The sequence below is a fragment of the Candidatus Kapaibacterium sp. genome (assembly GCA_025059875.1).
GTDB lineage: Bacteria > Bacteroidota > Ignavibacteria > Kapaibacteriales > HRBIN21 > HRBIN21.
Window position 1 is genome coordinate 137,809 of the sequence record JANXCT010000001.1, and the last position, 16,780, is coordinate 154,588.

At 57.3% G+C, this 16,780-nt stretch carries 16 protein-coding genes; 9 read left to right on the top strand and 7 right to left on the bottom strand.

Going from position 1 to position 16,780, the window contains the following annotated elements; translation table 11 throughout:
- The first annotated feature begins 14 nt into the window (after nt 1-14).
- The 5 genes from NZ960_00700 (at nt 15) to NZ960_00720 (ending at nt 5,588) form a co-directional block, all read left to right on the top strand.
- Nucleotides 15-3,083 carry a hypothetical protein gene (locus tag NZ960_00700; GenBank protein ID MCS7176137.1) on the top strand — a complete coding sequence of 1,023 codons (3,069 nt, stop codon included), beginning with the start codon at nt 15-17 and terminating at the stop codon, nt 3,081-3,083.
- Nucleotides 3,084-3,183: 100 nt separating this feature from the next.
- Nucleotides 3,184-3,900 (top strand): hypothetical protein, encoded by a 717-nt coding sequence (locus NZ960_00705; protein ID MCS7176138.1) that lies wholly within the window; start codon nt 3,184-3,186, stop codon nt 3,898-3,900.
- A 61-nt stretch (nt 3,901-3,961) separates the two neighbouring features.
- On the top strand, nt 3,962-4,372 hold the full coding sequence (locus tag NZ960_00710; protein ID MCS7176139.1) for a hypothetical protein: 411 nt from the start codon (nt 3,962-3,964) through the stop codon (nt 4,370-4,372).
- Between the two features lie 6 nt (nt 4,373-4,378).
- On the top strand, nt 4,379-4,576 hold the full coding sequence (gene rpsU / locus NZ960_00715) for a 30S ribosomal protein S21 (GenBank protein MCS7176140.1): 198 nt from the start codon (nt 4,379-4,381) through the stop codon (nt 4,574-4,576).
- Nucleotides 4,577-4,676: 100 nt separating this feature from the next.
- Entirely contained in the window at nt 4,677-5,588 is a 912-nt protein-coding gene (locus tag NZ960_00720) for a glycosyltransferase (GenBank protein MCS7176141.1), read from the top strand.
- Here NZ960_00720 and NZ960_00725 read toward each other — a convergent pair.
- The 6 genes from NZ960_00725 to mtaB are packed head-to-tail and all read right to left on the bottom strand — an operon-like array spanning nt 5,574 to nt 10,890.
- Nucleotides 5,574-6,575 carry a DUF2851 family protein gene (locus NZ960_00725; protein MCS7176142.1) on the bottom strand — a complete coding sequence of 334 codons (1,002 nt, stop codon included), beginning with the start codon at nt 6,573-6,575 and terminating at the stop codon, nt 5,574-5,576. The genes NZ960_00720 and NZ960_00725 overlap by 15 nt on opposite strands.
- A 3-nt stretch (nt 6,576-6,578) precedes the next feature.
- Nucleotides 6,579-7,391: an orotidine-5'-phosphate decarboxylase gene (gene pyrF, locus NZ960_00730; protein ID MCS7176143.1), complete on the bottom strand. Its 813-nt coding sequence runs from the start codon at nt 7,389-7,391 to the stop codon at nt 6,579-6,581.
- Nucleotides 7,392-7,393: 2 nt separating this feature from the next.
- Nucleotides 7,394-8,182, bottom strand: coding sequence for a M48 family metallopeptidase (locus NZ960_00735; GenBank protein ID MCS7176144.1), 789 nt, complete (start codon nt 8,180-8,182; stop codon nt 7,394-7,396).
- Nucleotides 8,152-8,964 carry a tRNA pseudouridine(38-40) synthase TruA gene (truA, locus tag NZ960_00740; GenBank protein MCS7176145.1) on the bottom strand — a complete coding sequence of 271 codons (813 nt, stop codon included), beginning with the start codon at nt 8,962-8,964 and terminating at the stop codon, nt 8,152-8,154. The genes NZ960_00735 and truA overlap by 31 nt, the downstream gene beginning before the upstream one ends.
- On the bottom strand, nt 8,936-9,559 hold the full coding sequence (locus NZ960_00745; GenBank protein ID MCS7176146.1) for a hypothetical protein: 624 nt from the start codon (nt 9,557-9,559) through the stop codon (nt 8,936-8,938). Before NZ960_00745 ends, truA begins: the two co-directional genes overlap by 29 nt.
- Nucleotides 9,538-10,890, bottom strand: a complete 1,353-nt coding sequence (gene mtaB / locus NZ960_00750; GenBank protein MCS7176147.1) for a tRNA (N(6)-L-threonylcarbamoyladenosine(37)-C(2))-methylthiotransferase MtaB — start codon at nt 10,888-10,890, stop codon at nt 9,538-9,540. Before mtaB ends, NZ960_00745 begins: the two co-directional genes overlap by 22 nt.
- Nucleotides 10,891-11,529: 639 nt before the next feature.
- Here mtaB and NZ960_00755 point away from each other — a divergent pair.
- From NZ960_00755 to NZ960_00770, 4 genes are all read left to right on the top strand, one after another.
- Entirely contained in the window at nt 11,530-13,356 is a 1,827-nt protein-coding gene (locus NZ960_00755) for a S9 family peptidase (protein ID MCS7176148.1), read from the top strand.
- Nucleotides 13,357-13,439: 83 nt separating this feature from the next.
- On the top strand, nt 13,440-14,069 hold the full coding sequence (locus NZ960_00760; GenBank protein MCS7176149.1) for a sterol desaturase family protein: 630 nt from the start codon (nt 13,440-13,442) through the stop codon (nt 14,067-14,069).
- Between the two features lie 13 nt (nt 14,070-14,082).
- Nucleotides 14,083-14,679 carry an NADH-quinone oxidoreductase subunit C gene (locus tag NZ960_00765; GenBank protein ID MCS7176150.1) on the top strand — a complete coding sequence of 199 codons (597 nt, stop codon included), beginning with the start codon at nt 14,083-14,085 and terminating at the stop codon, nt 14,677-14,679.
- Nucleotides 14,680-15,654 carry an alpha-ketoacid dehydrogenase subunit beta gene (locus NZ960_00770; GenBank protein ID MCS7176151.1) on the top strand — a complete coding sequence of 325 codons (975 nt, stop codon included), beginning with the start codon at nt 14,680-14,682 and terminating at the stop codon, nt 15,652-15,654.
- Here NZ960_00770 and recF read toward each other — a convergent pair.
- Nucleotides 15,643-16,779, bottom strand: coding sequence for a DNA replication and repair protein RecF (gene recF / locus NZ960_00775; protein MCS7176152.1), 1,137 nt, complete (start codon nt 16,777-16,779; stop codon nt 15,643-15,645). The genes NZ960_00770 and recF overlap by 12 nt on opposite strands.
- Nucleotide 16,780 lies beyond the last annotated feature (1 nt).

Below are 16,780 nucleotides of genomic sequence, written 5' to 3' on the forward strand. Positions count from 1 at the left end.
CGAGGGGAAAGGCAATGCAGTGGCGGTCGACTCTGTGGTTGGTGACTGCGTGGGGTATGGCCATCGGTTCGCTGCTTTATGGACAACCGTACGACGTTAGGCTGCCGGTACTGAGCCTAACGGGCAGTGGTCCGGGCTACGATCCGCAGGTATATCCCGGAGGATTCATCGTCGTCCCGCAGCAGGCAAGCCCACGACAGCCGCGTGAGCTAGTCGTCCCAGTGTACATACGTAACTGCTGGGTACCCTCTACCCATCCGCAGTGGGGTAAAGTTTGGCCTATCTACAGCTTTGGCTTCAAAGTGGAGTACGATGGGAGCCTCCTTGAATTCCTTGGACTTCAGAAGGTCGGCCCCAAAGGTGATAGCGTGCTAGCCAAAGACTTTAGCTTTGAGTTTAACGATGCTGCGGTCAGCGGTTCCGGGATGATAGGGGCCCTAGCAGCGTGGCACAACTTAGGAGATGCCTCTCCTGAGAGGTGGCGGCGAGTGCGAATCGTAGCAAGTTCGGCAAAACCTCTGCCTCCTAGTCCCGCTGGGCCCGGGCAGGACCCCTGGGATCCGACAGTGCAGTGCCAAAGTCGGCGATATGTTCCTGTAGTCTACCTCCGCTTTCGAATAACAGGGGTCGCAGGGGGCATAGCGCGACTGATGCTGTCCAACGATACGTTGATGTACAACGATCTCAACCTTGGCGTCTTCCCTGCAGAGCCTTTCCCCACGAATCCATTAGACTCGCGATATCGGGCTGTTGTAACGTATCGTGCGGGAGGAGCTTCAGGAAACGTTCCATACGAGGGGTTGGAGGGAGTGGACAACCGTGGGTTGCTGCCAGTAGCTAATCTCTTTCCGAGTATGCCGGGGATGATATACGTCGTCATTACAGAGATCCCACAAATTGGGTTTGAGCCTCGTATGGGGGTGGATGCTGTCGTGCGCCAAGTGGCTCCAACAGGGGAAGAGTGGGAGGTCATCCACCCGATTGTGTTGGATTCAGCATCGTGGACACGAGGTGTCTTCTATGGACGGAGAGAGTTGGTCGTGACGAACGAGGTTGAGGGAACAAGGCTAACGGACATTGTTGTGGAGTCAAACGCCCGTTGGTTAAAGTTCCAAACTTTCGCTGCGGCCCCAGGGGACAGAAATCCGATTCCAACCATTACGCGGTCTGGTGTCATTGACTACATAGACCGAACGTTGGGTGAGACTATTCTGCAGGACATTCAAAACAATCCACTAGTGCCCTCTCGGCCGCAAAACTTCCGAATCCTCTGTGATCCGCAGGAATTGCCGCAGAATACGGATGCAGCAGGGATTTACGTGGGCTATATTACCTTCCGAACTCTTTCAGCTGCCATATCGCCGGTTCGGCTACGGGTGACCTTCATCTATGTGCGTAACCCGGTCGAGCCGAACAACGATCCAAGGAACTTGAGCGTCCTTGGGAGGGGAATCCGTATCACAGTGTCAAATTCTGCTACACCCTCGCAGTCTGTTACCTTGGTGTTCGGTTTAGGGATTCGGGCAACGGACGGGATTGACACTCTATTTGGAGAGACGATCTACGATGCTCCTCCGGTTGCTGGGAGCTTCTACGCCCGATGGTATCTGGATGGAGTTGCCCGAGTGCCGCAGGGCACGGCACCCAATGGGCTGCGAGACTTGGTGGGTATCTACGCCTCGCGGGATATCCGCAACGTGTTCTCCGACTCGACGGTCGTCTTCTTGTGTCGGTTTGACGCAGGTGGAGCCATCAACTACCCGGTAGTACTGACCTGGGACACTACTGACTTCCCTGCAGGTGCGAGGCTGTTCCTGAGGGATACACTCAACGGGACCATCTTTGGAGTGGATATGCGTCAGGCCACCCCGGCAGGCGGAAGCAGAATGTCTTACACCATTACAGATGCGAGGATTCGTTCGTTTGTGATTGAGTACACTTACCCGCTCGTCGTCCAGTACCCCGTAATCCAGAAGGGGTGGAACTTACTCTCCCTTCCTGTGCGACCTGCGAATCCATACTGGCGAACGGTCTACCCGAAGGCAATTAGCATTCCCTTCTGGTTCTCCCAGAATCAGTACCAGCCAACCGAGAACTTGCAAGTAGGCTACGGGTACTACGTCAAGTACAGCGACGATGTTGACCGGCAGATTGCTGGTGTTCGGCTCCTGCGCATAGACCGCAACGATAGAGTACTGCTCTACGACGGCTGGAACACCATAGGAGGACTATCTGTACCCGTCAGCATCGAGCGCATCCAGTTTGAGAATTACGGTGCCGATCCGTTGCCGCAGCGAGTTGGGGGCGTGTATGGGTACCGGACTGATCGAGGCTTCGTGGAAGTTTCTGAGCTCGTACCGGGGTTGGGCTACTGGATAAAGATTCGTGGCAAGGGGTATCTGAAGCTTGAAGCTCCTGGTTCTCCAAGAGTTGCGGCGTCAAGAGATGAGTATCGCGACAGGATTCTCGAAAGCAGTAGCCGTGTTATCGTCCGAGATGCCGAGAGCAGAGAGGCAGCTCTCTACCTCAGTAGAGAGCCTGTGGATCGGGAGCGCTTTGAGCTGCCGCCGATCCCGCCCCATGAACTCTTCGATGTCCGCTTCTCGGAGGGTACGTACGTAGAAGATGCGCCCTCGCCGATAGTGCGCTTCCAGGGAGTCACTTATCCGGTGGTGCTGCGGTTGGAAGGCTCTACGGCCGCAGATTATGTGGTCGTAGACGCTACAGGACGTACCTGGGGTGCGTTGCGGAACGGCAGTGAAGTGCAGATATCCGATCCAAGCGTAGTGGCCGTTTGCCTTCTGCAACAGAGTCCGACAGCGGGTATCAGCATCAATGTCAAGCCACAGCCGATTGTTGAGCACGGAGGTGTAGTGGAAGTTGGGCTTCCTGCGAATCTGCCAGTGACGGTGAAGCTCTACACCCTCCTCGGCGAGGAGGTTGAGACAGTGTACGCTGGTCCCCTGGCTGCGGGAATCCATGCCTTCTCACTACCTACAGCAGTATTGTCGAATGGGCAGTATATCCTGCGCGTTAGTGCAGGGACGGAGGAGCGTGTGATTCCAATTACTGTCGTGCGCTGAGGTACGTACTTAGGGAAGCAAGCTGGGAGAGATGCTAGAGACCGGGCGGTGTCGGGAGAGGCGGCACCACCCGGTACTATTCTCTGGGGTCTAGGGAGGAATGAAGTGGTGGGCCTTAGTCGGGGGAGTGCTCTGCTACAGTTTGGCAGGTAGAGCCCAGCAATCCGTTCTCATTCCGTTTACCGTTGCAAATGAGTTTGGGGAGTCAGTGGTGTTGACTGTTGGGGTTGATGAGCGCGCCACGGATCGGATAGATACCCTGCTTGGTGAGCGTGAGCTTCCGCCCCTGCACCCTCCACAGGATGCATTCCATGCTGTACTACGCTTCTACGATACAGTGGACGGAGAGTGGAAATGGACGTACCGGGACCTTCGTCCACTGCGGTCCGAAGCTTTTTCGGTAGAGCATCGCATCCTCGTCCAGAGGGGTAGAGGGGATACGGTCGTTCTTCAGTGGAGCTATCCTCTTCCGGAACATGTTGACTCTGCCGTGCTTTCAGATCGAGTCACAGGCATCCTCGTCCGCTTTCGATTTGATCATGCCCAGCGGGCGGTCATTACCAACCGATTTTTGGAGGAGTTCGTGCTCACGATCTGGTATCGCTTCCCTTCTTCGATAGAGGACAATGTCCGTTTGGAGCTCTCTTCCCGACCCTGGTGTCGGTGGATTGTTCTCTACGACCTCATGGGCCAGCAGGTCTGGCAGGGGAGCGGTTGGATTCCGGTGGAGCTCCAAGGAATTGGGAAAGGGGTGTACGTGGCAACTGGGTACGATTGTGGGGGGCGGAAGGTGCTCCGCTTCCTCTGGAGGCAGTAGCGGTTCAAGCTATGGAAGAACCATAATTTTGCGCAGGCTGGTACAACGCCACAGGCAGATAATGGCGGCAACACGGCGTCGTCGTCGAGCGCGCAGATACGTGATGCTGTACTGCCCAGTGCTGATGCGTGTGACCCGCCATGAGTTCATCGGTGAGGTTATCGAGACTCCTGGCGGACGCCACCAATGGGCCCGCTGCATGGTCAGTCACCATGTTCAGCTGGTCAACATTGATCTATTGGAGGGCAATGGGCGAAACGATGGGGCAGTAGTGCCACTGACGCCAGAAGACTCGAAGCGGTATACTCCCACGGGGGAGTACCAAGTTGGCGACGTCATCTACCACCCAGCCTGGGATGATTATGGCATTGTACGAAGCAAGGAGGTCCTTTCCAACGGTCTCCACGCTATCATCGTGCTCTTCAAGAAGAACAAGGAAAAGCGACTCATAGAGCGGTTGCAGCAGCAATAGAGAAGGATGCCGGTTGGTATCGTTGTTCAGCCCAACGAGTCTATTGATCGGGCGCTCCGTCGCTTCAAGAAGAAGTACGAGCGGAGCAAGGTGCTACGAGAGTATCGTCGCCACACAGTGTATCTGAAGCCCTCGGAGGAACGTCGCTTGGAGATGGTTCGAGCACGACGGCGTCAGCGTCGTGCTGCGGCAGAAGAGGAGTGAGAGGTTCTCTGGAGCTTTCGCCCCTGAGGTATGGAAGAGAGGGCAAAGTTGCCACTGTCGGTTATTGTGCTTGCACAGAACAGTGCTGTTACAATTGAGCGTGCCCTCTTGCCCGTTGCCCAGCAAATTGTATACTGGGTCCACCGATAGCACCCCGGCAGTATGCCGCCAGCTTGGGGCTGAGGTATGCTCTTTTCCATGGAGTGATGACTTTTCTGCTGCTCGGAATGCTGCCCTCGAGCATGTTCGGATGCCGTGGGTGTTAGCGTTGGATAGCGACGAAGAGCTAGAAACGGCATCTCTACTCGAGTATGCCTGGGTGCTGGACCAGCCGGAGATTGGAGGGGTAGAGGTTGAGATTCGAAGTATAGCTTCCCTGCAGGACCGACAGACTCTAATCCAGCTCCACTGGTATCCTCGGCTTTTCCGCTCGGGACCGACGATTCGCTATATCGGAAGGGTCCACGAACAGATTCGTCCGGCCCTTGAGGCACGGGGGTGGCAGGTAGTCCGTATGCCTATCGTTATCTGGCATTATGGGTATGCGGGGCGGCAGGCATGTGAGAAGGCACGGCGTAACGCAGAGCTGTTGCGTTACGAGCTTGCTCGCTCGCCAGGCGACATGTGGCTTCAGTATCACCTTGGTATGACCCTCTTCACTGCGGGAGAGAAGGAAGAGGCGCTTCGGGTGCTTTCTTCCTGCTGCTGGAGCAGCGAACTTTCACCAGAGCAAAGAGCCTGGGCGCGTATCCGAGCAGCCCAATCGGCATTGGCACTGAGTCGACTGGCAGAAGTGGAGAAGCTCTTGATGATGCCCATCCCAGAACCAGCGTTAGAGGGGCTCCGACGTTTCATCCTCGCGGCAACTTTCCTTCAGCAGCAGCGTTTTGAACAGGCGCTAACGCTGCTGGATTCCCCTGTTGTTCTGAACAGTCCGTTGGTTGAGGCGGAACGCGTGCAGGGATTCATCCGCCAGCTGTATGGCATCGTGCAATCACTATCCCAGCAGTAGCTCCGCTGTGCGGTAGAACTCCAAGATGTCTCCGAAGCGATAAGTAGCGAGCAGCTCGCGGCAGAGCATCCCACTCCCACGTTGGCGCAGCCACTCCAGCATCCCTTGCTGTTGCCACATATAGCGCTGAGGCAAATGCGGGAAGCGACGCTGGAGGTGGCCATAGCGTACACGACTCGGAGTAGACCAGTACCACGCCAAAAGCTCAATCCGTTGCTCTGGATTTGCGTGAGCTAAGAGACAAGGGAGGCAGGCGTTGAGGAGGAGCTCCATTCGCAGATGGGTTCCCTCATTCACAATGCGTTGACGAGATAGCTCTTGCAGGCGGAGAGTAAGGTTCAGGGGTGCACGACGGTGAAAGTCTGTCAGGAGCTGTGCAATACCGGAGGTTGGAAGGGCTTGAGAAAGTGCGGCGATCGTGGTGACTGTGTGGACTGGTCGCCGGCGCTTCTGGAGGTAGCGCTGGAGGAAATCCTGAGCAAAAGCAAGTGCCCCGGCCTGAAAGCCTAACCGTTGCATGTACTGACGTGCCGTTGCTGTGTATCGTAGGAGCCGGAGTAGCGCGAAGTACTGGAGCTCTTGCATGGAGAGAAGCAGCTCTGGAGTAGTGGCGAGTTCTGTCGATGTCCTCTGGAGCAACGGGAGCAGCTCAGATTCCGGTATTACGAGGATTTCTGGGGGGCCCTGGGGAACGGTGGTTGGAGGTGTTGTTAGGATGTGGAGAATGACGCGGGAATAGAGTGGGTCGGCGGAATGGCCGTGGAGTTCCCACTCCTGTAGGCTCCGATGGAATTCGCCGTCCCCGACGCAGATGAGGTCGTCGAGTAGGAGCACCATGTCCCGGAAGTCGGGGCCTTCATGGACGTTGAGTTCTCCGGGGGCCAAGACTTGCAGACGCTTCTGCCCGAGTGTCTGCCAGACTCGAGCAGGGTCAGAGAGGAGCCGATGGACGGCTTCCTGGAGGTGTCGTTCTGAAACTTCCTGCATGGGTCATTCTACGGTGGGTGTGTAGCCAATCTCGCGGGCAAAGGCTTGTGCTGCACGGGCTGCAGCGTCAGCAAAGTCTAGGCCAGGGGAGGCATAGAGGATAGAGCGCCCAACATTCACCACGAGTGGACCATCTTGGTTAGCAGCGAGGAGCTGCGAAAGGTCTCCCCCCTGATGTCCAACGCCTGGAACCAGAAACCAGGAGGCCGGAGCGAGGGCACGTGCCAACGCAAAGTCCTCGGGTGCCGTTGCGCCGACGACGAACCCAATTTGCGTTTGTCGTCCCCAGCGCAGCCCCTGCAGGATGATGTGAGCGAAGAGGGGACGACCATCCTGACAGCGTAGAGTTAGGAAGTCGGATGCGCCAGCATTCGAGGTTCGCGCGAGGAGGAAGACGAGCTTGTCTGAGTATGAGAGGAACGGGGTAACGGAGTCCGCGCCGAGGAGAGGGTTAAGGGTGACCGCGTCGAAGGGAAGGCTTTCAAACAGCGTACGAGCAGCGATTTCAGCAGTGTGTGGGACATCGCCTCGCTTAGCATCAGCTATCACTAATGATTCTGCAGGCAGGGCAGCAAGAGTATCCTCCAGTAGCTCCCAACCTGCGGTGCCGAAGTGCTCGTAGAAGGTGAGGTTCAGCTTGTATGCACAGGCAAATTCCTGAGTTGAGGCAATGATTTCGCGAAGGAACTTCTTCCATGGATGGGACTCCGTGCGGAGGATCGGAGGGAGGAAGCGATTGTCGGGGTCCAGACCGATACAGAGCCGGCTGCGGAGATTCCGCTGCCGTCGGAGGAGCTTATCGGCAGCAGAGCCCATCCTTACGGGAGCAGACGCAGGAACTCACGGTATCGCTGGGTACGCAGATTCTGCTCTGTAGGAGCCGGAAGGCCGGCCTTTTGAATCCGTTGTCGCATTGCAAGAATCCGGTCTTCGGGCAAAGGATGGGTGGAGAGAAGCCGCTCTAGCATTGGGAGCCGAGACTGCCGCTGCTGTGCGATCTTCTCGAAGAAGAAGGTAAGGGCACCGGGATACCATGGGGTGCTTCGTAGGTAGCGGAAGGAGTAATCGTCGGCCTCCATCTCATCGCTTCGGCTGTTGGCCAGGAGAGCCAGTCCAGTGAAGAGGTTTGCAACCAGCTCTGTTGCTCGGTCAGGTCGCCTACCGAGGACGATGTCCATTAGGAGCTGGGCGCCCAGGGCTTTGGTCATTCGCTCGGTAGCATGGCGCCGTTCGGCATGCGCGATCTCGTGGGCTAAAACACCGGCCAGTGTTGCCTCGTTTTCAACGAACTTCAGCAGTCCGGTGTACACGTAGATGTATCCACCGGGGGTACAGAAGGCATTGATGGTCTGGTCGTCGCGCAGCAAAGTGACTCGGTAAGCAAAGCGGTTTCGATAGCGAATTTCCGGAGAGCGCAGGATTTCGTCTACGATGGCTTGAACATACTGCCGCGCCGGTTCATTATTCAGCAGAGGGTACTCGCGGGGATTTGCTCGGATCTGGTGGTCTATTTCGGCTCCAAGCCGGACATCCTCACTCGGCGGGAAGACATTGAGGTCAGCACAGCTTGAGACGATCAGTGCCGTGAGCAGGGGCACAAGCAGCATGGTTCTTCAGACACTTGAGGGAACAGGACCTGAATATCCGGCGGGTAGAAGACGGATTCCAGTACTAGTCCGTGCGGGGGCGCCAGAGGGCTGGCGTATCGTCGGTCGCGGGCGGCTAAAGCGTGCTGGAGTTCCTCCAACGTCCGGCGCCGCTGTGCTACCTGGACCATTGCCCCAACGAGGGCTCGGACCATGCCGTAGACGAAGCGATCAGCTCGAATGTAGAAACGCCAGGAGTACGGACAGGGTTGGCTCCAGTGAGCCTCTGTAACTGAGCAGATGTAGCTTTTGGTGCTGGGGTCATGCTTGGAGAAGGTCGTGAAGTCATGGCGGCCCACGAAGAGGGACGTTGCAGCCTGTAGGAGCTCGCCGTCAAGGGGGACAGGAACATACCAACTGAAATGGCGCGAGAAGACCGAGGGGCGGTTCGTAATCATGTATGAGTACGCGCGTGCACAGGCATCGTAGCGGACATGAATTGGGCGCTCGCTGAGTCGGGCAGCACGGACGAGAAGGTCGTCAGGCAGGAGGCTGTTGAGCGCTCTCGGAATCCGCTCTTCTGGAATTCGTGGAATTGTTGGCAAGCGCACGTGAACGACTTGTCCACGGGCATGAACACCAGCGTCGGTCCGGCCTGCTGCGACGGCTCGAACAGGGAATCCAAGGAGCTGGGTGAGGGCATCTTCAAGGGTCGCCTGTACAGTCCTTGCCCCTCGCTGGCGTTGCCAGCCGGCATAATGCGTGCCGTCGTACTCAAGGAGCAAGAGGAGCGTGTAGGACATGCTTCTCTAGGTCCCGCTGAACGTGGCGCCGCAGTTCAGGGTAGAGAGTGGAAGCCTCTTGCCGAAGCTGCTGCCAGAAGTCCGGCGGACGACGGCGCCAGTCCCACGGCTCTATCTGTGGGTAGGACCGAAGCCACAGAACAGCGATCTCAGTTTCTGCCCCGTTGTAGCGCTCAATCGACCAGTAGAGGTTGCGAATCGGGGTTGTGTACTGGAGATCGGAGACCTCTCCTTCGTAAGTGGGGACACGCCATTCTAGCGTAGAGTCTTTGGTAGTGTGTCGTTGCGGGACGCTACGAAGTAGCTCCTTCTGTGCTGGCCGCAGAGGACCAGCAAAGCGTCCCAGGTATTCTTGCCATGCCGCCACGTACAGCGGGGTCTGGTCTCCGGAGATGAACAGGAAGACGGGGATATACCGAGCCTGGCCAAATGTGATAGAGTCCCAGCATTCAAAGACGGAAATGCGAAGTGCACCGCCAACAGTGAACGTGTCATAGAGTCGCAGCGGGGTCACAACTGGTCGCGTCGGGATACTACACCCGGCAGCCAGTACGATTGCACTGCCAAGGAGAGTTAGCAAGCGGCCGTATTGCATGATCCGCTTACAAGCTCTATGGGAATGTACGAGGGCTCCGAGAGCTCTCCCCATACGACTCCGTTAAGGAGGGAGGTCAATCGAACCGGTAGGGGGTGCTGTGGGAGTGTCGGTGGGGCTGCAAAACGGACCCGAATGTAGTTCTCGGTCCAGCCTTCCCACGTGCCAGTTAGCGGGTCGTAGACTTCGGGAATCACCGTCCGGGTAGTGCCGAGGTTTGCTTGGTAGAAGTGTTGGCATTTAAGCTCGGAGAGCTGTCGGAGGCGGTGGGTGCGCTCCCTTCGTACTCTCACAGGGACGGCTCCCGGCATAGTTGCCGCGGGTGTCCCCTCGCGCTCGGAGTACGTAAAGGCGTGGATGTAGCTGATGGGCAGGTCCTCCAGTAGGCGGTACGTAGCTGCAAAGTGGTCTTCCGTCTCTCCTGGAAAGCCCGTTAGGACGTCTACGCCGATAGCGCAGTGAGGGATTCGCTCGTGGATACAAAGTATGAGGGACCTATATCGTTCGACTGTGTACCGGCGGCGCATGCGGCGAAGGATTTCGTTAGAGCCGCTCTGGAGGGGAATGTGGAAGTGAGGGCAGAAGATGGGAGAGGAGGCGACAATCTCAAGGATGTCTGGGGTTAAGAGGTTAGGCTCGATAGACGAGAGGCGGACACGAAAGGCCGGTCGTAGCTCCGCGAGGAGGCGAAGTACGTCGATGAGGCGTTCGCCTGTTGGAGCGCGGTAGTCACCAAGGTTGATGCCTGTCAGCACGACCTCGTAGTAGCCTGCACGCTCCAAAGCTCGGAAGTGAGTTAGCAAGTCTGAGAAGGGCATACTGCGGCTTGGGCCCCGAGCTTTCGGGATGGTGCAGAAGCTACAACGGTAGCTACAGCCGTCTTGGATTTTCAGGAAGCCCCGTGTTCGACTATCCTCGTCAGCAGAGCGAGCTGGCGAGAAGCAGGGCGAGTGAAGAGGGGAGACCAACACATGAGGGCCTCCACCGAGGAGGCGAAGTCGGTCAACAATCTCCGCGGCTTGCGCTTTCTCCTGGTTGCCGAGGACTGCTGAGACTCCGTGGATGCGAGCAATCTCTTCAGGCTTCAGTTGGGCATAGCAGCCCATGACGCCAATGAAAGCGTTCGGAGCCAGGCGATGGGCACGTCGAATGACTTTGCGGCATTCTGCATCAGCGGACTCCGTTACTGTGCAGGTGTTGATCAGCACAACATCCGCTGGCTCACCAAAGGGCACCACTGTGTACCCTAGCTCCTCGAACTGCTGCCGGATGTGGGAGGTCTCGGCATAGTTCAGCTTACATCCAAGCGTGTAGAGGGCCACGCGTGGCATTTCGTGTTCGGGCTTGGGATAGTGGGCGCTGCTACCGACGAACGAGGTAGAGAGCTTCGTGCTAATCTACAATCGAGTTGCTTGGTACTTCGTCTGCCGTGCGGCCACAACTACGGATTTGCTGGCTTTGTGACGACAAGAGCTTCAGAAAAGCTGCGGAGGCAGGCCCAACGTGAGGGGTTTTTTCCTCTCTGCACTCATCCGGACGGTGCTATGGGGGGCATGATCCCGTAACCCCCTCTGGTGAGCCGGGAACCAGACTAGGATCACCCTCGTGTACGGAGCCCTTCCTCCGTGTCTACGGTACATCGGGGTACTGTGATAGCATTCGGTTCTGCACTAATGAGACCTGAGTCTGCAGCATGCTGAAAAAGCTCTCGCTTCGAGTCTATCCGCAGCGAGATCTGAGGGATGCTGCATTTCAATGCCTTGAGGAAAGGTGTTGGCCGCAAAGGGATGCCAAAGAGCCAGCAGGAGAATGTTAGGCAAGCTCGATACTCCCTTTGGCTTTACTTCTGACGCCATCTTTGTGGCTGGTTGCCAAGGATGGAGTGGAAAGAGCCGTGGGTTGAGGGTGAGGTTTGGCAAGGAAAGGCAGATGTGCCGTACGGTAGGTAGTGTCAGTTAAGTCCAAATGAGATGGGACGTCCGCCGCGCATCCCCTTATGTGACTTCTTCCGCAACCCAGAACGTGCGTCCTATACAGTGTCGCCAACTGGACGCTACCTTGCTTGGTTAGCGCCAGTGGAGCGGCGAATGAACCTCTTTGTGCTGGACCGCCAAACAGGCGAGGAGCGGCAGCTCACAGCCGAGACGGAGCGGGATATTGCTAGCTACGAATGGGTAAGCGATCGGCTGCTTTTGTACAGCCGTGATGCGGGAGGCGATGAGAACTACCGCCTAGCGCTAGTGGATGCTGAAGGCCGTGGGCAACCGCGGTGGATAACTCCCGAGGGAGCACGGGCTGGGATTATTGACCCACGCCCGGAGGTACCAACGGAGGCACTCGTTGCCACCAACGAACGGCGGGCAGAGCTGTTCGATGTCTACCGCCTCGTTCTCCCCTCGGGTACACGGGAGTTGGTAGCAGAGAATCCCGGGGGTGTCATCCAGTGGCTTGCAGACCACGAGGGACGGGTACGGGCCGCTGTTGCCGTCCGTGGGACCGACATTAGCCTACTATTCCGGGAGCAGGAGACTGAGCCCTTCCGAACAGTGCTGACCGTAGACTTTCGAACTCGCGTGGAGCCGCTCTTCTTTACCTTCGAGAACCGCTACCTCTACGCTCTCTCCAACCGCGGACGGGACAAGATGGCTCTCGTCGTGCTGGATCCGGTCACTGGTGAGGAAGAGGTGATTGCTGAGCATCCTGAAGTAGATATCGCGGGGGCGGCCTACTCTCGCCGGCGGCGTAAACTCACGTACGCAAGTCTGATTACGTGGAAGAGGGAGTACATCTTCCTTGACAGGCAAGCGGAAGAGATCTACCAACGGCTCTCCCAGGCACTGGGGGAGTACGAGATTGTGGTTGTTTCCCACGACTTGGAGGAACGGCTCTTTGTGATCCGCACGTATAGTGACCGCTCCCTCGGCGCTTACTGGCTCTACGATGCTCAGACAGATGAGCTTCAGAAGCTAGCCGATCTTAGCCCGTGGTTGCGGGAAGAATGGATGGCTCCGATGCAACCCATCCAGTACCGTAGTCGGGACGGGCTAACTATCCATGGGTACTTGACCCTTCCCGTTGGAGTAGAGCCGCGGGGGTTGCCTGTTGTTGTCCATCCGCATGGTGGCCCATGGGTGCGCGACGTCTGGGGCTACAATCCTGTGGTACAATTCCTGGCGAATCGCGGGTATGCGGTATTCCAAATGAACTTCCGCGGCTCTACAGGATACGGTCGTGCGTTCTGGGAAGCCTCATTCAAGCAATGGGGGAGGGCAATGCAAGACGATATCACCGATGGAGTTCGTTGGCTCATCGAGCAGGGCATCGCTGATCCTCGGCGGATTGCTATCTACGGCGGAAGCTACGGTGGATACGCTGTGCTGGCAGGGCTTGCATTCACTCCAGAGCTCTACGCCTGTGGCATTGACATAGTTGGTGTCTCCAACCTGCTGACCTTCATGCAGACAATACCACCGTATTGGGAGCCGATGCGCCAGATGCTCTATGCGATGGTTGGGGATCCCGAAAAGGAGGCGGATTACTTGCGGGAGGTTTCTCCCGTGTTCCATGCAGATAAGATCCGTGCACCGCTCCTGGTAGCACAGGGGGCCCGAGATCCGCGGGTCAACATCAACGAGTCAAACCAGATTGTGGAAGCTCTTCGTCGGCGCGGGATTCCGGTAGAGTACATCGTCAAGGACGATGAGGGACACGGCTTCCGCAATGAAGAACATCGGCTAGAGCTCTATGAGGCCATGGAGCGCTTCCTAGAGCGTCACCTTGCCCCTGCAGGTGGGTAGCGTTGCTATTACTCAAGCCTTCGGTTAGCGAGTTGCTAAATTTGCAAGGCGACTGTCTCACTACTGCAGCAGCGGTGCTTGCAATGGCAAACCGAGTCATCTCGAATCGTGACGAGACCGTTCCTCTGTTCAATAGCCCGTGGTTGGACCGCCTCACACACGTCCATCCGGTGACACCCTTGGTGCTTTACTTGCCCGTGGTGGCCTACTTTGCCTATCGAGGTGCAGTAACGCTACCGTGGTACTTCTTCCTACTTTGCTTCTTCGGCGGTGCGCTGTTGTGGACGTTTGCTGAGTATTGGATCCATCGAGGGATCTTCCATTACGAGCCGAAATCTTCCTGGGGGCAGCGCCTTCACTTCCTCATCCATGGCGTCCACCATGCTTACCCGCGGGATAGCACTCGGTTAGTAATGCCCCCAGTGGTCAGCATCCCGTTAGCAGTGCTTTTCTACTTCCTCTTTCAGTGGCTGTTCGGGACTTACCAGCCGGCGGTATTTGCTGGGTTCGTCTTGGGCTACGTCATCTACGACTCCATCCATTACGCTACCCACCACTGGCCGATGCGAGGGCGGATTGGCCGTTTCCTGAAGGCGCACCATATGCGCCACCACTACGTGGACGACAGCCGCTCATTCGGCATCAGCACGCCGCTGTGGGATTGGGTGTTTGGGACATATCAGCCCGCTGACTCCGTGGCCCGGCGGAAATGATAGGGTAGCGGTCATGAGCGAGACGCAGGTCCCCCTTCAGCAAGGTAGGCACGAAGCGGTGTTGCATCTGAAGGAGCTTGCTGTAGACCTTGCCCGTGTTTGGTGTCCAGAAGTCGTGGCGTATGAGCATCGGGGACAATTAGCGCTCTTGATATCACGGGAAAGCCTCCTCGACGTGGCGAGGGAGCTTCGGGATCATCCCGATACTCGGTTTGATATGCTGATTGACATCACCGCGATCGATTGGTATCGCCCAGAACGCATCCACTGGTACCGTCCGAAGGAGCGGTTCGAAGTGGTGTACTTCCTGTGGTCCAACCACTACAAGTGGCGCCTTCGTCTCAAGGTCCCTGTGCCAGAGAAAGACCCGCGGTGCCCTTCTGTAACGTCCATTTGGGAGAGCGCTAACTGGTATGAGCGGGAGACGTATGACATGTACGGCATCATCTTCGAGGGGCATCCAGACCTCCGGCGGTTCTACATGCCGGAGGACTTCGTGCACCCGGAGACAGGAAAGCCTCTCTATCCGCTGCGGAAGGACTTTCCTGTGATGGGAATCCCTGGCTCGCTCCCGCTGCCACCGTTCCCGGAGAAAGAGCAGCGACGCTGAATGCCTCAGCGGACATACCTGGAGGCGATCTCCGAAGCCTTGCGCGAGGAGATGCGCCGTGACCCTACGGTGTTGTTGTTAGGGGAGGACATCGGAGTCTACGGTGGAGCATTCAAGGTTACGAAGGGGTTCCTGGAGGAGTTCGGTGTCGAACGGGTAGTGGATACTCCTATCTCGGAAGCGGCTATCATCGGGGCTGCCATTGGGGCAGCTCTCAATGGGCTCCGCCCAGTGGCGGAGATGCAGTACATTGACTTCGTCACGAACGGCTTCAACCAGCTCGTGAACGTTGCCGCCACAATTGCGTACCGCTGGGGGATCCCAGTCCCGTTAGTTGTGCGGGGTCCAGCAGGTGGTGGTGTCGGGAGCGGGCCGTTCCATTCTCGCAACCCAGAAGCGTGGTTTGCTCACACTCCAGGACTGAAAGTCGTATATCCTGCCTTCCCGGCCGATGCTAAAGGACTCTTGATTGCGGCAATCCGGGATCCTAACCCTGTGGTCTTCCTCGAGCACAAGGGGCTCTATCGCAAGGTACGGCAGGAAGTCCCTTCCGGAGCATATGCTCTCTCACTCGGGAAGGCTGCAATCGTACGTTCTGGAAGGGATGTAAGTGTTGTCGCTTATGGTAGTGCGGTCCATCTTGCACTTGAAGTAGCCCAGACTCTCTCAGCTGAGGGTATTGAGGTGGAGGTTGTAGACCTGCGGACTTTAGTGCCTTTGGACGAAGGGACGATACTGGAGTCAGTGCGCAGAACGAATAGGGTTGTTGTCGTCCACGAGGCACCTCTAACAGCAGGCTTTGGGGCCGAAATTGTGGCGCGGATTACAGAGAAGGCATTCACGGCTCTAGATGCCCCCGTGCTACGAGTTGCTGCAGCCGATACGCCGACGCCCTTTGCCCCACCACTGGAACACGCCGTGCTGCCCTCAGCCTCGCAAGTGGAGGCAACCATTCGAGAGGTCTTACGATTTTGAGCTCTGCTCGTCTGGAATCAGCCTACCGGCTTCGATACGGACTCTGTAGGCTCGGTGGACGGCAGCATTCGGTAGGCGCTCCGTTTCAGTGATGGTGACGAAGCTTTGGACGTGGAGATCTTCTAAGACTCTGAGGACTTCGTGGATACGCTGACGGTCTAGCTCTGCAAAGACATCGTCCAGAAGCATCATTGGCGTCTCTCCACGCTGGTGCCGCAGATAGTCCAGCTCTGCTAGCTTGAGGCTCAGTAGGATGGACTTGTGCTGTCCTTGGGATGCAGCATCACGAGCGCTCATGCCGTTGAGCAGTATCAGAAGGTCATCGCGTTGAGGACCAAAGAGGGTCTGGGCTCTGCGTAATTCTTCCGACCTCAGTTCAGCAGCCCGCTGCTGTAAGCAAGCGCGAATGGCTGTGACTCCCTGTTCCAGCGATTCAGCGACGACTCCGTCAGGGAGGTACAGGAGGCGCAGACGCTCTGGGGCGATACGCTCGTGGTATGACTGTACAAGTGGCTCGAAGTCCTGGATGAACTTCCAGCGCCGCCAAATGAGCTCAGCACTGCGTTGGATGAAGAGTTCTGTCCAGCTGTTCCATTGGGCGGGGAAGTCACTGGAGGCGCTGGGGTGTTGTAGCAATGCATTCCGCTGCCGTAGTATGCGGCGGTGCTCTAGGAGGAGCTGGACGTAGTGTCGGCTGCTCTGGGAGAGTACCATGTCGATGAAACGCCGCCGCTGCTGAGGAGCACCTGCGGTGATCTCCTTCATAGCGGGTGTCAGCAACACAATTGGCATGCTGCCGACAAGCTCCCCTGGAGTTAGCCGAGAGCCTTGCTGGGAGCGGATTTGCTTGCCGTGCTCTGCGTGGTACTCGACTTCAACCCAGTATGGGACTTCAGCATCGGTGAGAGCTTCTGCACGCACTCGAAAGAATTCGGTCCCGTGCTTCAGCAGCGTCGGATCAGGAGCATCTAAGACACGTCCCCAGGCGCAGAGGCAGATGGCCTCGAGGAGCGTTGTTTTCCCTGAGCCGTTTGGACCGAAGAGGAGATTGAGTCCGGCTTCGCAGCGCAGTGTGACTGTATCGTAGAGCCGGAAGTTGTGTACGTGCAGGCACTGTAGAAGCATC